General features: G+C 57.8%; 11 protein-coding genes. 9 read left to right on the top strand and 2 right to left on the bottom strand.

Annotated features, from left to right (window positions below; genetic code table 11):
• Positions 1-86 precede the first annotated feature (86 nt).
• A complete protein-coding gene (locus ACA051_RS12295; protein WP_497310039.1) occupies positions 87-1,160 on the bottom strand; it encodes a diguanylate cyclase in 1,074 nt (357 codons plus the stop codon).
• A 194-nt stretch (positions 1,161-1,354) separates the two neighbouring features.
• Here ACA051_RS12295 and ACA051_RS12290 point away from each other — a divergent pair, with 194 nt between their 5' ends.
• The 3 genes from ACA051_RS12290 (at position 1,355) to hglS (ending at position 5,326) form a co-directional block, all read left to right on the top strand.
• Positions 1,355-2,809, top strand: coding sequence for a flavin-containing monooxygenase (locus ACA051_RS12290; protein WP_497374954.1), 1,455 nt, complete (start codon positions 1,355-1,357; stop codon positions 2,807-2,809).
• Between the two features lie 22 nt (positions 2,810-2,831).
• Positions 2,832-3,779, top strand: a complete 948-nt coding sequence (locus ACA051_RS12285) for an alpha/beta fold hydrolase (protein ID WP_497310037.1) — start codon at positions 2,832-2,834, stop codon at positions 3,777-3,779.
• A 164-nt stretch (positions 3,780-3,943) separates the two neighbouring features.
• On the top strand, positions 3,944-5,326 hold the full coding sequence (gene hglS / locus ACA051_RS12280) for a 2-oxoadipate dioxygenase/decarboxylase HglS (protein WP_497374952.1): 1,383 nt from the start codon (positions 3,944-3,946) through the stop codon (positions 5,324-5,326).
• A gap of 91 nt (positions 5,327-5,417) precedes the next feature.
• Here hglS and ACA051_RS12275 read toward each other — a convergent pair whose 3' ends face one another.
• Positions 5,418-6,095 carry a type 1 glutamine amidotransferase domain-containing protein gene (locus tag ACA051_RS12275; RefSeq protein ID WP_497374950.1) on the bottom strand — a complete coding sequence of 226 codons (678 nt, stop codon included), beginning with the start codon at positions 6,093-6,095 and terminating at the stop codon, positions 5,418-5,420.
• Positions 6,096-6,510: 415 nt separating this feature from the next.
• On the opposite strand from ACA051_RS12275, the gene ACA051_RS12270 reads away from it, so the two are divergent.
• From ACA051_RS12270 to ACA051_RS12245, 6 genes are all read left to right on the top strand, one after another.
• A complete protein-coding gene (locus ACA051_RS12270; protein ID WP_054051032.1) occupies positions 6,511-7,026 on the top strand; it encodes an Hcp family type VI secretion system effector in 516 nt (171 codons plus the stop codon).
• A gap of 131 nt (positions 7,027-7,157) precedes the next feature.
• Positions 7,158-9,206 carry a type VI secretion system Vgr family protein gene (locus tag ACA051_RS12265; protein WP_497374948.1) on the top strand — a complete coding sequence of 683 codons (2,049 nt, stop codon included), beginning with the start codon at positions 7,158-7,160 and terminating at the stop codon, positions 9,204-9,206.
• Positions 9,196-9,933, top strand: a complete 738-nt coding sequence (locus ACA051_RS12260) for a DUF4123 domain-containing protein (RefSeq protein WP_497374946.1) — start codon at positions 9,196-9,198, stop codon at positions 9,931-9,933. Before ACA051_RS12265 ends, ACA051_RS12260 begins: the two co-directional genes overlap by 11 nt.
• Positions 9,933-14,732, top strand: a complete 4,800-nt coding sequence (locus ACA051_RS12255; protein WP_497374944.1) for an RHS repeat-associated core domain-containing protein — start codon at positions 9,933-9,935, stop codon at positions 14,730-14,732. The genes ACA051_RS12260 and ACA051_RS12255 overlap by 1 nt, the downstream gene beginning before the upstream one ends.
• A gap of 15 nt (positions 14,733-14,747) precedes the next feature.
• Complete coding sequence (locus tag ACA051_RS12250; RefSeq protein WP_497374942.1) at positions 14,748-15,170, top strand: HEAT repeat domain-containing protein; 423 nt, start codon at positions 14,748-14,750, stop codon at positions 15,168-15,170.
• Positions 15,171-15,371: 201 nt separating this feature from the next.
• The gene (locus ACA051_RS12245; protein WP_497374940.1) at positions 15,372-15,719 is read left to right on the top strand and encodes an Imm50 family immunity protein; all 348 of its coding nucleotides are present in this window, start codon (positions 15,372-15,374) and stop codon (positions 15,717-15,719) included.
• The last annotated feature ends 6 nt before the right edge of the window (positions 15,720-15,725 follow it).

The following is a 15,725-nucleotide window of genomic DNA, read 5'->3' as shown; positions in this document are numbered from 1 at the left end:
CTAGACCGAATGCGACACACACAAACCTGAGGCCGATGATTACTGGTGGGAGCGAGCTTTTGTGGCGAGGGGACTTTTGCAGGCCCTCAGACCGGGTCGAGCAGTTCGTGATGGGGTTTGCCGTCTATGCGGCAGATAACGCGGTTGCGGCCGGTGGTCTTGGCTTCGTAGAGCGCCTGGTCGGCATCGTTGAGCCACAGGGTGGCGTCGGTGTGTGACGGGTCGAATGCCGCCAGGCCAATGCTTAGGCTGACTTTCAGCGCCGGGTTCTGCTCGTAGCCCAGGGTCGCGAAGCGATCACGCAAGGCGTCCATGGCAGCCGCAGCGCTATCGAGGGGCAAATCCGGGAGGAGCACGCAGAATTCGTCGCCGCCATAGCGCCCCGCCACATCCGTCGCGCGCAGGTTCTGCTTGAGCATTTTGCTCAGCTGTCGCAGCACAATGTCCCCGGCGACGTGGCCGTAGGTGTCATTGATGGTCTTGAAATGATCGATGTCGATCAACGCAATCGCCCCGCCCTGCTGCTGGCGTTGGCAACGCTGGAATTCAACTTCCAGCTGGTCTTTCCAGGCGCCATGGTTCAGCAGGCCGGTGAGGCTGTCGGTACGGCTCAGGGCCAGCAGTTCGCGTTTTTGGCGGCCCAGGGTGGTGGCCTGTTGAAAGCAGATCCAGCCTAGCGCCAGTGGATACAGGATCAGCAGGGGCAGGCAGGCGTACAGCTGCAACGGGCTGGTTTGCGTGACGAAGGCCGGTGTGAATACCAGCAGGCCGACACCGATCCCGAGAATCTGCGCGACCGTGCCCACCAGCAGGAACCGCAAACCACCGATCGCCACGTTGTTCATGGCCATCATCGACAGCGTCGCCGCGCTCGGCAGCGGATTGAACTGCATGGCGGCGACCCAGAATCCACCGAGAAAGGCATCGACCAGGATGTTGCGATGTTCGGCGTGAAAGGGCACCTTCGCCCGACGCGCCCATTGATAGGCAACATGTGGCCAGAGCACGCCATTGAACAGCATCAGCCCCCAAACCCACGGCGCCGGGTTGAGTGGATACATCGCCGCGCCTACGCACAACAGCCCCAGGGCCAGGCCCAGGGTTCGCGATGTATAGAGCCTTCTGGCCAGTGAAAGCCCTTTTCCTCCCGTTTTTCCCATAAGGGCCTCTGCGTCACACAACGGAACCTGACCACACAAGGGTTGCGGGTGTGCTGGGAGTCTATCAGGGCAACGTTAAATAGCCATCACCGGCGGGCAGCCTGAAAACCAAGCGCTCGGTCCTACAGGTTATGTGTGCAGTGTTTGGGCTATACATGAAGGGAGAGTTGGATAAACAACGATAAAGGAGGCCCATGCAGACCTTTCAGGTGTTGATCATCGGCAGCGGTTTTGGCGGTCAGTGCGCGGCGATCAATTTGCTCAAGGCAGGCATCGACGATTTTCGTCTGCTGGAACGACGGGACTTTTTTGGCGGCACCTGGTGCCAGAACACCTACCCCGGCGCGGCCGTCGATGTGCCCTCGCCGCTCTATTCGCTGTCCTTCGCCCCTTACCGCTGGACGCAAATGTTCGCCGATCAGGCTGAACTGCAACACTACACCCAGTACGTAGTGGAGCACTTCGGCCTGCGGGACAAGGTCGAATTGCAAGCCAATGTCGAGCACATCGAATGGGACGCCGACGGCCAGCGCTGGGCTGTCCACACCGGTGCCAAAGGCACGTTTTACGCGCAGTTCCTGATCAACGCGACGGGGCCGCTGAGTCAGCCGGTGGTGCCTCATTTCGAAGGTCTGGAACGCTTCCAGGGCAAGACGTTTCACACCAATAATTGGGATCACACCTTCGACTACCGGCACAAACGCGTCGCCATCGTCGGCAGCGGCGCCAGTGCGGCGCAGGTGATTCCGGCCATTGCCCCCGATGTCGAACACCTGCATGTGTTCCAGCGCACGCCGCATTGGGTATTGCCACGGGCCGACCGCACCTTCGGGCCTTTCCAGCGTTGGCTACTGGGCCTCAAACCGGCGTACAAACTGCTGCGCTGGATGCTCTACTGGCAGTTCGAAACCCGGGTGATTGCCTTCAAATACTCGAAACCGGCAATCCGTATGGTCCAGCAACACGCCCTGCGCTTCCTCAAACGCCAGGTGCCCGACCCCGAATTGCGCCGCAAACTGACACCGGACTTCACCATCGGCTGCAAGCGAGTGATCGTCTCAAGCACCCTCTACCCGGCGCTCGGCCGCAGCAACGTGACGCTGCACAGCCGCGAGCAAGGCGTCGCGTCCATCGACGAAACCGGCATCGTCACCCAGGACGGTCAGCACATCGACCTGGACCTGATCGTCTGGTCTACCGGGTACGACGCCACCGACGGGGTGATCTCCTACCCGGTCACCGGTAAAAACGGCACCCGGCTCAAAGACGTCTGGGCCCAGTACCCACGGGCGTATCTGGGCACCAGCCTGCCGGACTTTCCCAACCTGTTTATCGTCACCGGGCCCAACACCGGCATCGGCCACACCTCGGCGCTGTTCATCATCGAATCCCAGATGAATTACATCCTCGACTGCATCCGCACGCTCAAAGAACACGGTTTACGCAGCATCGAAGTACGCCCCGAAGCAGAACGTACCTACACTGAGATGATCCACCGTGAAATGGAGCGCACCGTCTGGAAGTCCGGGGGCTGCCACAGTTGGTATCAAAGCAAGAGCGGTCATGTGATCGCCATGTTCCCGGGGTTCAGTTTCAGCTATCACCGGTTGACCCGGGCGCTGAAACCCGCAGACCACATTTTGTCCTGATCACGTAAAAGGAAGATGCCTGATGCTTGTGTTGGTTGTCCTTATCGCGGTTTTTGTGGCCTGGAGCTGGCTGAGTTACCCGGCCATCGGCTACTGGCTCTATGACCTGAACATGGCCCTGGAAGCCAAGCTGTATCGCCTGCACAAAATCGTCGTACCGATCACGGAAATGACCGTCTCGACCTGGCAAGGTGGGCCATACGAAGCGTCCAGCAGTGTGTTGATGCTGCACGGCTACAGCGCCGACAAGAACATCTGGCTGCGCTTCGCCCGGCACTTTGTCGGCAACTATCGGGTGATCATCCCCGACATCGCCGGCCACGGCGAAACCGGGTTCAAGGCCGGTGGCGGCTACGACATCCCGCTGCAGGCCAAGCGGATGATCCAACTGCTGGACGTTTGCGGAGTCGAAAAAGTCCATGTGATCGGCAACTCGATGGGCGGTTACATCGCGGCGTGGCTGGCGGCGACTTACCCGGACCGGATTGCCTCCGTCGCCCTGATCGACCCGGCCGGCGTCACGGCCCCCGAGGCCAGTGACCTGGAGCGACATCTGGCCAAGGGGCACAACCCGTTTTTGATTCATTCACGGGAAGAATTCCGGCACTTCTACGCCATGACCATGGCGGAACCGCCGTGGGTGCCGGGCGTGGTGCTGGACGCCATCGCCCAGCGATATGAACAGAGTCGCGATGAGCTGGAAGAAATCTTCAACGACTTTCGCGCCAGCCCGCCGATGGAACCGAAACTGCCCGACATCAAGTGCCCGGCGCTGCTGCTGTGGGGGCGCAAGGACCGTCTGATCGATGTCAGCAGCGTGGCCGTCTGGAGCAAAGGCATTGCTGATTTGCGCGTGGACATCTGGGACCACATTGGCCATATGCCGATGGTCGAACAACCGGCCAATACCGCGCGGTTGTATCGGGAGTTCCTCGGATCGCTGCGCTCGGAAAGCCGTTCGCACCTGTAATCCCGGCCCCAATGTAGCTGCCCTGTGGCGAGGGGGCGGCTACAGATCGGTTGTGCGTCAGTCCTTGGCAGAATGAAGTCCGTAAGATTCTTCGTTTGTCGGCGTTGCAGAAGGCTGCGATCTTTTCCTACATCCTTCACGTCACCGCGCCAGGAATTTTTTTCATGAGCCACCCAAGCTTCGTCAGCCCTGACCTGATCCGCCAACGCTTTTCCAAAGCGATGTCCGACATGTACCGCGAAGAAGTGCCGCTGTACGGCGCGTTGATGAAACTGGTGGAGCAGACCAACCGTCACGTGCTCGACAGCGATCCGCAGGTGGCCCGCCAGCTGAACAGCACCGGCGAAATCGAGCGCCTGGACCTGGAGCGTCACGGCGCAATCCGCGTCGGCACCGCTGACGAACTGGCCACCCTCGCCCGACTGTTCGCGGTCATGGGCATGCAACCCGTGGGCTATTACGACCTGACCCCGGCCGGCGTACCGGTGCACTCCACCGCGTTCCGCGCCGTGCACGAAGCCGCCTTGCAAGTCAGCCCGTTCCGAGTGTTCACCTCCCTGCTGCGCCTGGAACTGATCGAAGACCTGGAACTGCGAGCCTTCGCTCAATCGGTGCTGGATAAACGCCAGATCTTCACCCCGACAGCCCTTGCCCTGATCGACCGCGCCGAAACCGCAGGCGGTCTGACCGAACAAGAGGCCCAGGACTTCGTCGAGCAGGCGCTGGAAACCTTCCGCTGGCACCACAGCGCCACGGTCACCGCCGAGCAGTACCAGAAACTCAGCGCACAGCATCGCCTGATCGCCGACGTAGTCGCGTTCAAAGGCCCACACATCAATCACCTGACGCCGCGTACCCTCGACATCGACATCGTCCAGGCGCAAATGCCCGCCCACGGCATCACGCCCAAAGCGGTCATCGAAGGCCCGCCTCGCCGCCAGTGCCCGATCCTGCTGCGCCAGACCAGTTTCAAGGCGCTCGACGAGCCGATTGCCTTCACCGACCAAGCCGGGACACGCGGCAGCCACAGCGCACGCTTCGGCGAAATCGAACAGCGCGGCGCAGCGCTCACGCCGAAAGGCCGGGCACTTTACGACCGCCTGCTTAATGCAGCCCGTGATGAGTTGAAGGACTTCCCCAACGAAGCCAATGCCGCACGTTACAACACGTTGATGGCGCAGCACTTTGCAGAATTCCCTGACACGTATGAAGGCATGCGCCAACAGGAACTGGCGTACTTTCGCTATTTCGTCACGGAAAAAGGCCTGGCGGCGGATGAACTGAAATCCTTGACCCTGGACGACCTGCTCAGCGGCGGGTATTTGCGGGTCGAACCGTTGGTGTATGAAGATTTTCTGCCGGTTAGTGCGGCGGGGATTTTCCAGTCGAACCTGGGGGATGCGGCGCAGGTCAATTATGGCGTGCATTCGAACCAGCAGGCGTTTGAACAGGCGCTGGGGCGGCCGACCATTGATGAATTGGGGTTGTACGCCGAAACGCAGCGGCGCTCGATCGAACAGTGTTTTGCCGCGTTGAGCCTTCGCTAGTCACCACTGAACTGTAGGAGCATGGCTTGCCAGCGAAGGCGTCTTCAAAACCGCCTTCGCCGGCAAGCCGTGCTCCTACAAGGTCCTGCGTTTACTTCAGTTTTGCCAACAACGCCTCAGCCGCCGCCTCGGACGACGCCGGGTTTTGCCCGGTGATCAACAGGCCATCGGTGAGCACATAACTCGCCCAATCCGCGCCCTTGGAGTACTCACCGCCCTTCTCCTTCAGCATGTCCTCCACCAGAAACGGCACAACATTCGTCAGTTGCACCGCCTCTTCCTCAGTGTTGGTAAACCCCGTCACCCGCTTGCCTTTGACCAACGGCTGGCCATCCGCCCCCTTGACGTGACGCAGCACACCCGGCGCATGGCAGACCGCCGCGACCGGTTTACCCGCTTTGATAAACGCCTCGATCAGAGCGATTGAAATTTTGTCTTCGGCCAAATCCCACAGCGGACCATGACCGCCGGGATAAAACAAGGCGTCGTAATCCTCAGGTCTGGCGGTGCTCAGCACAGCCGTGGAAGCCAGTGCTGACTGAGCCGCGGAATCCTTGCGAAAGCGATCAGTGGCAGCCGTTTGTGCGTCCGGCTCGTCGCTTTTCGGGTCCAGCGGCGGCTGGCCACCCTTGGGCGAAACCAGGGTCAACTGCGCACCGGCATCCTTGAAGGCGAAGTACGGCGCGGCGAATTCTTCCAGCCAGAAGCCGGTTTTCTTGCCCGTGTTGCCCAATTGATCGTGGGACGTTAAAACCATCAGGATTTTCATGTCGTTCACACTCCACTTCCAGGTTGTTCGGACGCTCGACGGCGCTGTTTTTATGGACCACTCAGCCCGTCGATTCGTTTCACCGGGTTCCAGACGCCTTCAAGTGATGGCGCAAAGCCTTGCTGTGCAAGAAGTTGCGCACTGCTCGCGCCAAATGCGCTTGCAGGATCGCTGATCGCCCGGCCTGCCAGGCTCCCCAGCCAAGTGCGCAAGTTCTTGCGCAGTGCTGCGCAAGAACTTGCGCACATTCATGCGCCCCCCCTTACAAAAATCTTCACGGCTCTTTAAAAAAAAACCCAACACCTTGATTTATATGGACTTAACGGTTTCTGGCACGGACCTTGATTACAGTCAGGCACCCACCGGGCGATACCGCCTCCCGGGCACCTCACTTTATTCAGCAAGGAGCACATCCATGGCTACTCCAGCGTACATGTCCGTCACTGGCGAAAAACAAGGTCTGATCACCGCCGGCGCATTCACCGCCGACTCGGTTGGCAACACTTACCAAGAAGGTCACGAAGACCAGGTCATGGTTCAGGCTTTCAGCCACGACGTGATCATCCCGCGTGACCCACAGTCCGGCCAGCCAACCGGTCAGCGCGTTCACAAGCCAGTCGTGATCACCAAGGTCTACGACAAGGCTTCGCCACTGCTGCAAGCTGCTCTGACCTCCGGCGAGCGCATGAGCGAAATCGTTATCCAGTGGTACCGCACTTCGGCTCAAGGTACCCAAGAGCACTACTACACCACCAAACTGGAAGACGCGATCATCGTCGCCATCAACAACAAAATGCACAACTGCCAGGATCCGTCGAACTCGCACTTCACCCACCTGGAAGAAGTACAGTTCACCTACCGCAAAATCACCTGGACCCACGAAGTATCCGGTACTTCGGGTTCCGATGACTGGCGTCAGCCGGTCGCCTAAGTCAGGCCGACCGTCACAAGCATCGGCCAGCTCTGCTGGTCGATGTTGTTTCCGCCCTTCCAGAATTTCGCGTCCGTTGACCCGGTTTCCGGGTGTCAGCGCATGCCGCAGCACTGCACGAGGAACAAGGGATGTTCGCGCCGGCCAATCAAACTCACTTTGCCCTGACCATCGAAGGTCTTTCCAGCGACTTCCAGGTCTTTTCCCTGCAAGGTCGGGAAGCCATCAGCCAGCCTTTTGTGTTTGAGGTGGAGCTGGTCAGTGAACAGCCGTCCCTGGACCTCGAAACGCTGCTGCACAAACCGGCCTTTTTGCAGCTCTCGCCTGACGGCAGCGGCATCCATGGCCAGATCTATCGCGCCGCCCAGGGTGATTCCGGCAAACGCCTGACCCGCTACGCGGTGACCCTGCGCCCGCAACTGTCCTACCTCGCGCACCGCATCAACCAGCGCATCTTCCAGAACCTCAGCGTGCCGAAAATCATCGGCATGGTCCTCGAAGAGCACGGCATCCAAAGCAATGCCTATGAATTCAAAGTCGGGGCGATCTATCCCGAGCGCATTTACTGCGTTCAGTACGATGAATCGGACCTGCAGTTCATCCAGCGCCTGTGCGAGGAAGAAGGTATCCACTACCACTACCACTTCCAGCACAGCGCCACGGCCCACAAGCTGGTGTTCGGCGATGACCAGACGGTGTTCCCGAAACTCGCACCCGTGGCCTACCAGCAAGATTCCGGCATGGTCGCCAACAACCCGGTGATCAAGCGCTTCGACCTGCGCCTGGAAACCCGTACCAGCCGCACCACCCGCCGCGACTACGACTTCGAAAAACCGCGCATCACCCTCGAAAGCGAAAACCGTGGCGACGCCCTGCCCGACCTCGAAGACTACGACTACCCCGGTCGTTTCATCGACCGTGAGCGCGGCAAACACCTGGCCAAGCGCAACCTGGAACGTCACCGCAGCGACTTTCAACTGGCCGAAGGCAAAAGCGATCAACCGTTGCTGGTCAGCGGCCACTTCCTGGCCCTGACCCAACACCCGAAAGCCAAATGGAACGACCTGTGGCTGCTGACCGAAGTCCTGCACGAAGGCAAACAGCCGCAGGTGCTGGAAGAGTCGGTAACCAGCGACACCACTAGCCTCAAGGGCGATTTCCACCAGGGTTACCGCAACCGCTTCCAGGCCACCCCGTGGGACGTGCCAAACCGCCCGCCGCTAACGCAGAAAAAGCCGCGCATCCTCGGCAGCCAAAGCGCCGTGGTCACCGGGCCCAAGGGTGAAGAAATCCACTGCGACCAGTACGGTCGGGTCAAAGTGCAATTCCACTGGGACCGCGAAGGCCAGGCCGACGACAAAACCAGCTGCTGGCTGCGCGTCTCCTCCGCCTGGGCCGGCGCCCACTACGGCGGCATCGCCATCCCGCGGATCGGCATGGAAGTCCTCGTCACCTTCCTCGAAGGCGACCCCGACCAACCGCTGATCAGCGGCTGCCTGTACCACAAGGAAAACGTCGTCCCCTACCCACTGCCGGCGAACAAAACCCGCAGCACCTTCAAATCCCTCAGCTCCAAGGGCGGTGGCGGCTTCAACGAACTGCGCATCGAAGACAAGAAAGGCCAGGAACAAATCTTCCTGCACGCCCAGCGCGACTGGGACGAAAACGTCGAGCACGACCAGAAAATCCGCGTCGGCAACGAACGCCACGACACCGTCGAGCAAAACAGCTACAGCGAATTCAAGGCCGAAGAACACCACACCGTCTACGCCGACCGCAAAGTCGAGGCCCGGGCGAACGACCACCTGACCGTGGGCGTAAACCAGCACATCAAGATCGGCACCGGGCAGTTCATTGATGCAGGCCAGGAAATCCACCTGAGCAGCGGCATGAAAGTCGTGTTGGAAGCCGGCAGTGAACTGACCCTCAAGGGCGGCGGCAGCTTCATCAAGATCGACGCCAGCGGCGTGACCCTGAGCGGGCCGGTGATCAATATGAACTCGGGTGGAAGTCCCGGCAACGGGACTGGTGCGGCACCGCTGATGCCCGGCGTGCTGAAACAGGCAGACGCCGACAAGGCCGGCGCGGTCCTGACCCCGGCTCAAGTGAACACCCTCAAACGTAACGCGCCATTCTGTGAAGAGTGCGAGAAGTGTAAGGCAGGTGCTTGTGCGATCTGATCTGTTGACTCCGCAGGCGTGGCTTGCTGACAAACCGTTGCAAGCAGACGAACGCCTGTACCTGATCGTCAGCGCCGCCAGCGATGCTGAAGCGCTCAAGACGCTTTATCAGAATGAACCCATGACCCAAGCGACCCCCATCTGGGGCGGAACGCCCTACGCGGGCTGGCAACAGGTTATGCCCTACCTCGTCGAGTTGAAACCCAACTCCAGTTTTCTGCAGTGGATTGCCGAAACGGATGCGTGGGATTGGGGTTGGCTGGCAGTTTCAACCAGTACGCCCGAGGTGGTGTTCGAACATCTTCGCAGTTTGACTCAAGTGCGCATGCCCGATGGGACTGAGGTGTTTTTTCGGTTCTGGGATGGGCGGCATATCTTCCCGATTCTGGAAGGACTCGGCGATGCCGCCGGTGAAGTGCTGCCGGTGTTTGATCGGTATTTGATTAACGGGAAGCGTCTGGAAGTTGGGCCACGGGTTGTGCCGCCAGCGAAGGATTGGCCGTGGTGGGAAGTGCCCAAGACGTTACTCGATGGCTTGGCCCAGAAAAACCCGTCAACCCTGATTGGCAACCTGATGCAATGGCTGGAAGAGGAACGTCCAGACATCTACGCCGCCTACCCCGAGAGCAATCTGAAGCTGAAAATCGCACGTTTCGTGCGCCGGCCCGACGCTCCAAAAAATCTCAATGAAGCACTGTTAAACCACCTGATTCTGGAGCAAGGCTGATGGATCGCGTTGCCTACGTTGACAACCAACTGAGTACGTTCAAGGACAGTCTGAAGCTGTACCAGGAACAAACCAAAACCTGGTACGCAAAGGTCGCCGATAAAGGCAGCCGCGCCGCAGACCTGCCCTCCTTGCTCGGCATGGAACGAGTGATAAAGGTTGGCAACACCAGCAAGTCGGTCAGTATGACCGACGGCGACTTTTCGTCGAACGTGGCTCAGTGTCCCCTCAAAGGTCCGTTGCTGATCGAGAGCAAGTTCGAATCGGTCTATGACATTCCGCTGGGCGATATCGAAGTCGAAATCGTTGCGGTGGAAGGTGGCGCGATCAGCAAGGTCAAGCTGGATGCTCAAGGCAAAGCGGCGTGGACAGGTGGTGTTCCGGGCAAGTTCTACAAGATCCGCGTTCACAATGAAGTGACACCGGCACAGATAGATACGCTGTTCAGCTCCTATAGCGGCCTCACCGCCGACCTCGAAGGTTTCCTGCGCAAAGAGTGGGCAGGTTTCAAACCTCAATGGTCCAACGTGTCCGCCTCCGGCACCGCCATGGCCGTCGGCAACGGCATCCTTGAAGGCGGTTGGGAAGCGATAAAAGGCGTCTGGGACGGCATCAGTCTGGTGCTGGATATCCTGCAAGACCCTGGCAAGTTTGCGAAGGACCTCGGTGCTGGCACCCAGAAACTGATCGATCTGGCCAAACAAGCGCCCGACGTCATGAAAAAGGCCATGTTGCTGGCCAGCGACGAGGCCGCACTGTTCCTGATGGTACGCAGCGCCGTTATCTGGCTCGCGGGCCTGCCACCGATGAAGATGGCCGGCGATGTTGCGAAAATGACCACGGCGGCGGTCGTCGGAATCGCCATCGACATCGTCATTTCAATCGTCCTGACCATCGCAGCGGAAGGTACCGGCGTCATTTACCTCGCGGCACGGTTGAAGAAGTACGGTGAAATCATCATCAAGGCGGTCACCGGCTTTGTGGAGTCGGTGTTCAAGATCATCAAAGGCTTCATGGAATACGTCACGAAATACACGGCAGTTGCGGCACGTGGTGTGACGGCGCAAATGAAGAAGGGCTTGGCTCAGTTGCGTTTTGACGGAAAGAAAAACGCCAAACTGGGCAAAGGGAAAACCGGCGACGACGCTTCCAGGCAAGCAAAGACCCCCGCCGACCAAAGTGCCGAGCCCGCCGCCAAAACCTGCACCGACAAGTGCCCCGTTTCGATGGTCACCGGCGAAGAGTTGTTGACGCTAAGCGATGGCCAGCTCGACGGTCTGCTGCCCTTTGAGTGGACGCGCCTGTACCGAACCAGCGCGGTGGAAATCGATTGTGGTCTGGGTTACGGCTGGAGCCACGCGCTGGCACACCGTGTTGAAATCAACGGCGACGAAGTCATCTGGACTGACCACGAAAACCGTGCCACGCCATTTCCGCTGCCAAGCCAACAACGCCCCGCCATTACCAACAGCCTGTCTCGGGCTGCGATCTTCATTGGCGACGATCCATCGGAGCTGGTTCTGGCGCAGGCTGGAAACCGTCCCTCGTTCTACCACTTCCGCTTCAACAGCAAAGGCGCGACCCTGATTGCCATCAGCGACAGCTATGGCAACCGGTTGCACATCACCCGTGACATTCACGGACGGATCAAACGCCTCGATAACGGTGCCGGTCGCGCCCTCCTCCTGCGTTATGACCGCAAGCACATCGTCGCCGTCGACTATCAGCAGTTCCTTCCGGCAGACAATCTGGAAGACGCCTGGAACACCGTCCAGACGCTGGTCACCTACAGCTATGACGCACAGCATCGATTGATCGAAGCGAAGAACGCCGCCGGTGAAGCCGAGCGATATCGCTACGATGATCAACACGTGATTCTTGAGCGGCAGTTGGCGGGTGGCGCGAGTTTCTTTTGGGAGTGGGAGAGCGAAGGCAAGCTGGCTCGTTGCGTCCATCACTGGGCGAGTTTCTCGCAGATGGAAGCGCATTACGCCTGGGATGATAAAGGTAGCGTGACCGTTACCAACGCCGATGGCAGCGAAGAGGTCTACACCCACGACGATAAAGCGCGATTGATCAGCAAGGTCGATCCCGACGGAGCTGAACACCTCAAGGCCTATGACGAAAAAGGCCAATTGATCGCGGAAAAAGATCCACTGGGCGCCGTGACCGAATACCGGTATGACGAAGACGGCTTGATGACCGCCGTCATTCCTCCGGAAGACGAACCCGTTTCGTATGAATACAGCAATGGCTTCGTGAGCGATGTTCATCGCGGCAAAGCCACCTGGAAGTATCAACGCAACAACCAGGGCGACATCACTCAACAGATCGACCCGGACGGCAACGCTACTCTCTACAGCTACGATCGCCAGGGCCGTCTGCTGGAAATCCGCCACCCCGATGGCAGCCGCCATCAACTGGGCTGGAACAACCTCGGTCAACTGCTGGAAGAAAGCCTGCCTGACGGCGGCCAGCGTAAATACCGTTATGACGCCTTGGGCCGGCAGATCACCCGTCAGGAAGAAACCGGCGCGATCACCCAGTACCAATGGGACGCCGCCAATCGCCTCGCGCAAATCACTCTACCCGGTGGCGCAACCCGGGCGTTCACCTACAACGCCTACGGTAAAGTCACCGCCGAGCGCGACGAACTCGGCCGCATCACCCGATACGAATATGCCGATGGCCTGCACCTGGTCAGCCGCCGCATCAACCCGGACGGCAGCCAGTTGCGCTATCGCTACGACAACGCGCGTCTGCTGCTTAGCGAGATCGAAAACGAACGTGGCGAGCACTACCACCTCGATTACTACCCGAACGGCCTGATCCAGCAGGAAACCGGCTTTGATGGTCGCCGTACTGCCTACGAGTACGACCTCAACGGCCAATTGCTCAAGAAAACCGAATTCGGTGACGACGGCAGCGAACTGATTACCGAGTACCAACGCGATGCCGCCGGCCGCTTGCTGGTAAAAAGCCTGGCCGATGGCGAGGAAATTCACTACAGCTACGACGCCTTCGGGCGCCTCGTAAACGTCGATGACGGCCACTGGCCGCTCGCCTACGAATACGACCTGCAAGATCGCCTGATCACCGAGCACCAAGGTTGGGGCACGCTGCGCTACGAGTACGACCAGCTCGGTCAACTCAGCCACTGCCGCCTGCCCGACGGCAGCAAACTCGATTACCGCCACCAATCGGGCGGTCGATTGAACAGCATCGACCTCAACGGCTCGCGCCTGACCACGCACCAATTCAGCGCCGGTCGCGAACTGCAGCGCCAACAAGGCCTGTTGCTGAGCCAATACCAATACGACGAACAAGGCCGGTTGCAGGCGCACACCGTCAGCCAGCAGGAACGCAACCTGTTCCGCCGTCGCTACGCCTATGACGCCAATGGCAACCTCGCCGGCATCGACGACAGCCACAAGGGCAATCGCAGCTACCACTACGACCCGCTCGACCGCCTGATCAACGTCCGTGGCACCACCCCGGAAAGCTTCGCCCACGACCCTGCCGGCAACTTGCTGGGCCAAGGCGACCAAGTCAGTGCAAACCTGGCCAACGTCAAAGGCAACCGCCTGCTGATGCAGGGCGACCGCCACTACGACTACGACGCCTACGGCAACCTGACCCGCGAACGTCGCGGCACCGGGCAGAAACTCGTCACCGAATATCATTACGACTGCCAGCACCGCTTGATCGGCGCGAGCCTGCCGGGTGGCAGCATTGCAACCTACAAGTACGACGCCTTCGGTCGTCGTATCGAAAAAACCGTCGATGGCAGCACCACAGAATTCCTGTGGCAAGGCGAACGCCTGATCGCCGAAAGTGCCGATGACCGTTATCGCACTTACATTTATGAACCGGGCAGCTTCCGGCCGCTGGCGATGCTCGACGGTGAAGGGCCGCTGAGAGCCACGCCGTTTTACTATCAACTCGACCACCTAGGTACGCCGCAGGAACTGACCGATTACAGCGGCGAGATCATGTGGTCGGCCAAGTACCGTGCCTACGGGAACCTCGCCGCCCTCGACGTGGCTGAAATCGACAACCCGCTGCGCTTTCAGGGGCAGTATTTCGATGCCGAGACGGGCTTACATTACAACCGGCATCGCTACTACAATCCGGGGACCGGGCGGTTTCTGACACCGGATCCGATCAAGCTTGCGGGAGGGTTGAACAACTACCAGTACGTGCCTAACCCTACGGGGTGGGTGGATCCGTTGGGGTTGAGCGGAGAATGTCCTGGTGCGAAGAATGAACCTACGGATACAAAGCCGGATAATGCGTCTAGTGCCAAAGTGGATGAAGGCCAGCCTCCACCACCGTCTCCATACGGTCCATATACTGGGCCTCTGCCAAAACAGATGCAGAACAAAATTCTCTTTGGTACACGTAGCCCTGGCACTAACAAACCAATCGGTGGGCATTCGTCGGAAGTGTTGACATCTCCGGATCATCAGATGACCGTGCTTCAAACAAATCCAGATGGGACAATAAAAGTTGAAGACTTTAAAATGATTCTCGAACGGAAAGACGGAACTATCGGTATGTCAGCCAAAAAAGGTGGGAAGCACACCTTGGCGCCGAAAAGCTGGAGCAATGATAAAATATTGGCAGTCACCGACGAGGTGGCGGCGACACCAGGAACTGTTATGCGAGATGTAAACGGTGTTACTACTACCTTACATACAAAAACAGTTGACGGCGTTCAGTGGCAAGTCCTGAAAGACAACGGCACCGTAACATCCTCATTCCCTGCGGGTGACGCCCCAATGTCACCCCCGATTTAATTTCGAGCAAGCATTATGAATAGTAAAGAATTTGAAGAATTAAATTACTGGATAGGTCCTGATGAAGACTCTAACTGGAATGAATATATCGCAGAGCAGGTAGCGAAAGGTGTGCTTGAAAAATTCAGCACTGAGGATTGGAAAGAACTCAATAGTTCCATCCTCTCAAAAGCTGAGTATTGGCAGGAGCGCAGTGCAGCCGCGTTAGGCGAGCAACGCTCACCCACTGCTATTGAAGTTCTTAAAACGCTTCTCGACTCACAATACACAGAAGTACTGATAGCTGCCGCGTCAGAACTAGACTGGACAGAAACCCCAATAGAGCAAGCATATGCCGAGAATATAAAACGAATTATAAGCAGCATTTCTGCAGAGGAACTTGAATCCCACCCCGAATTAACGAGTTTATTATTAAAATCAGAAAACTCAAAAATATGACAAAAAAAATAACAAAAAATGGGCGGATTAATTTTTATAGAGATCATATATCCGCACCCTTTTTTGCATGAAAAATGTCACTCTAATTAATCAACAGTGTAGTAAAAAGGGGATAGATTTATTTTCACCAAAGAAAATAAATCTATCCCCTTTCGCAGGGAAAGTTTCAGGCACAAAAGATCAATACTTTAAGGATTGATAATGAAAATCTGGAACGACCTCGACGGAAGCACATTTTTTAACCAGGTTTTTACAACCCCCATAGCCATTAATATGATCGAGCTTTTCACAATAAGTATCGACAATAGTAGACCTACTATAATAATTGAGTTCGATATTCTCGAACTTCCTGATGCGCCTCTTACAAATTGGAAAAAATCCGAATTTAATACATGCCGGATCGGCTTGAATTGCGGTGGCATCAGCGACTTAAAAATAAACAATATGCCCACGAAAGAAAAATTAAATATAACAATAACAAAAAAACAAAAAGGGGACAGATTTATTTCACTAGAGAGAATAAATCTGTCCCCTTTTTCATTGGGGTAAGCAGAG

Source organism: Pseudomonas sp. LBUM1669 (assembly GCF_059695705.1).
Note: the sequence above shows the minus strand (reverse complement) of the source record. Positions and strands in the feature narration are given on the sequence as shown.

Coding starts and splice junctions, on each gene's coding strand:
- ACA051_RS12295 (WP_497310039.1), bottom strand. CDS start 1,160: ATGGGAAAAACGGGAGGAAAAGGGCTTTCACTGGCCAGAAGGCTCTAT.
- ACA051_RS12290 (WP_497374954.1), top strand. CDS start 1,355: ATGCAGACCTTTCAGGTGTTGATCATCGGCAGCGGTTTTGGCGGTCAG.
- ACA051_RS12285 (WP_497310037.1), top strand. CDS start 2,832: ATGCTTGTGTTGGTTGTCCTTATCGCGGTTTTTGTGGCCTGGAGCTGG.
- hglS (WP_497374952.1), top strand. CDS start 3,944: ATGAGCCACCCAAGCTTCGTCAGCCCTGACCTGATCCGCCAACGCTTT.
- ACA051_RS12275 (WP_497374950.1), bottom strand. CDS start 6,095: ATGAAAATCCTGATGGTTTTAACGTCCCACGATCAATTGGGCAACACG.
- ACA051_RS12270 (WP_054051032.1), top strand. CDS start 6,511: ATGGCTACTCCAGCGTACATGTCCGTCACTGGCGAAAAACAAGGTCTG.
- ACA051_RS12265 (WP_497374948.1), top strand. CDS start 7,158: ATGTTCGCGCCGGCCAATCAAACTCACTTTGCCCTGACCATCGAAGGT.
- ACA051_RS12255 (WP_497374944.1), top strand. CDS start 9,933: ATGGATCGCGTTGCCTACGTTGACAACCAACTGAGTACGTTCAAGGAC.
- ACA051_RS12250 (WP_497374942.1), top strand. CDS start 14,748: ATGAATAGTAAAGAATTTGAAGAATTAAATTACTGGATAGGTCCTGAT.
- ACA051_RS12245 (WP_497374940.1), top strand. CDS start 15,372: ATGAAAATCTGGAACGACCTCGACGGAAGCACATTTTTTAACCAGGTT.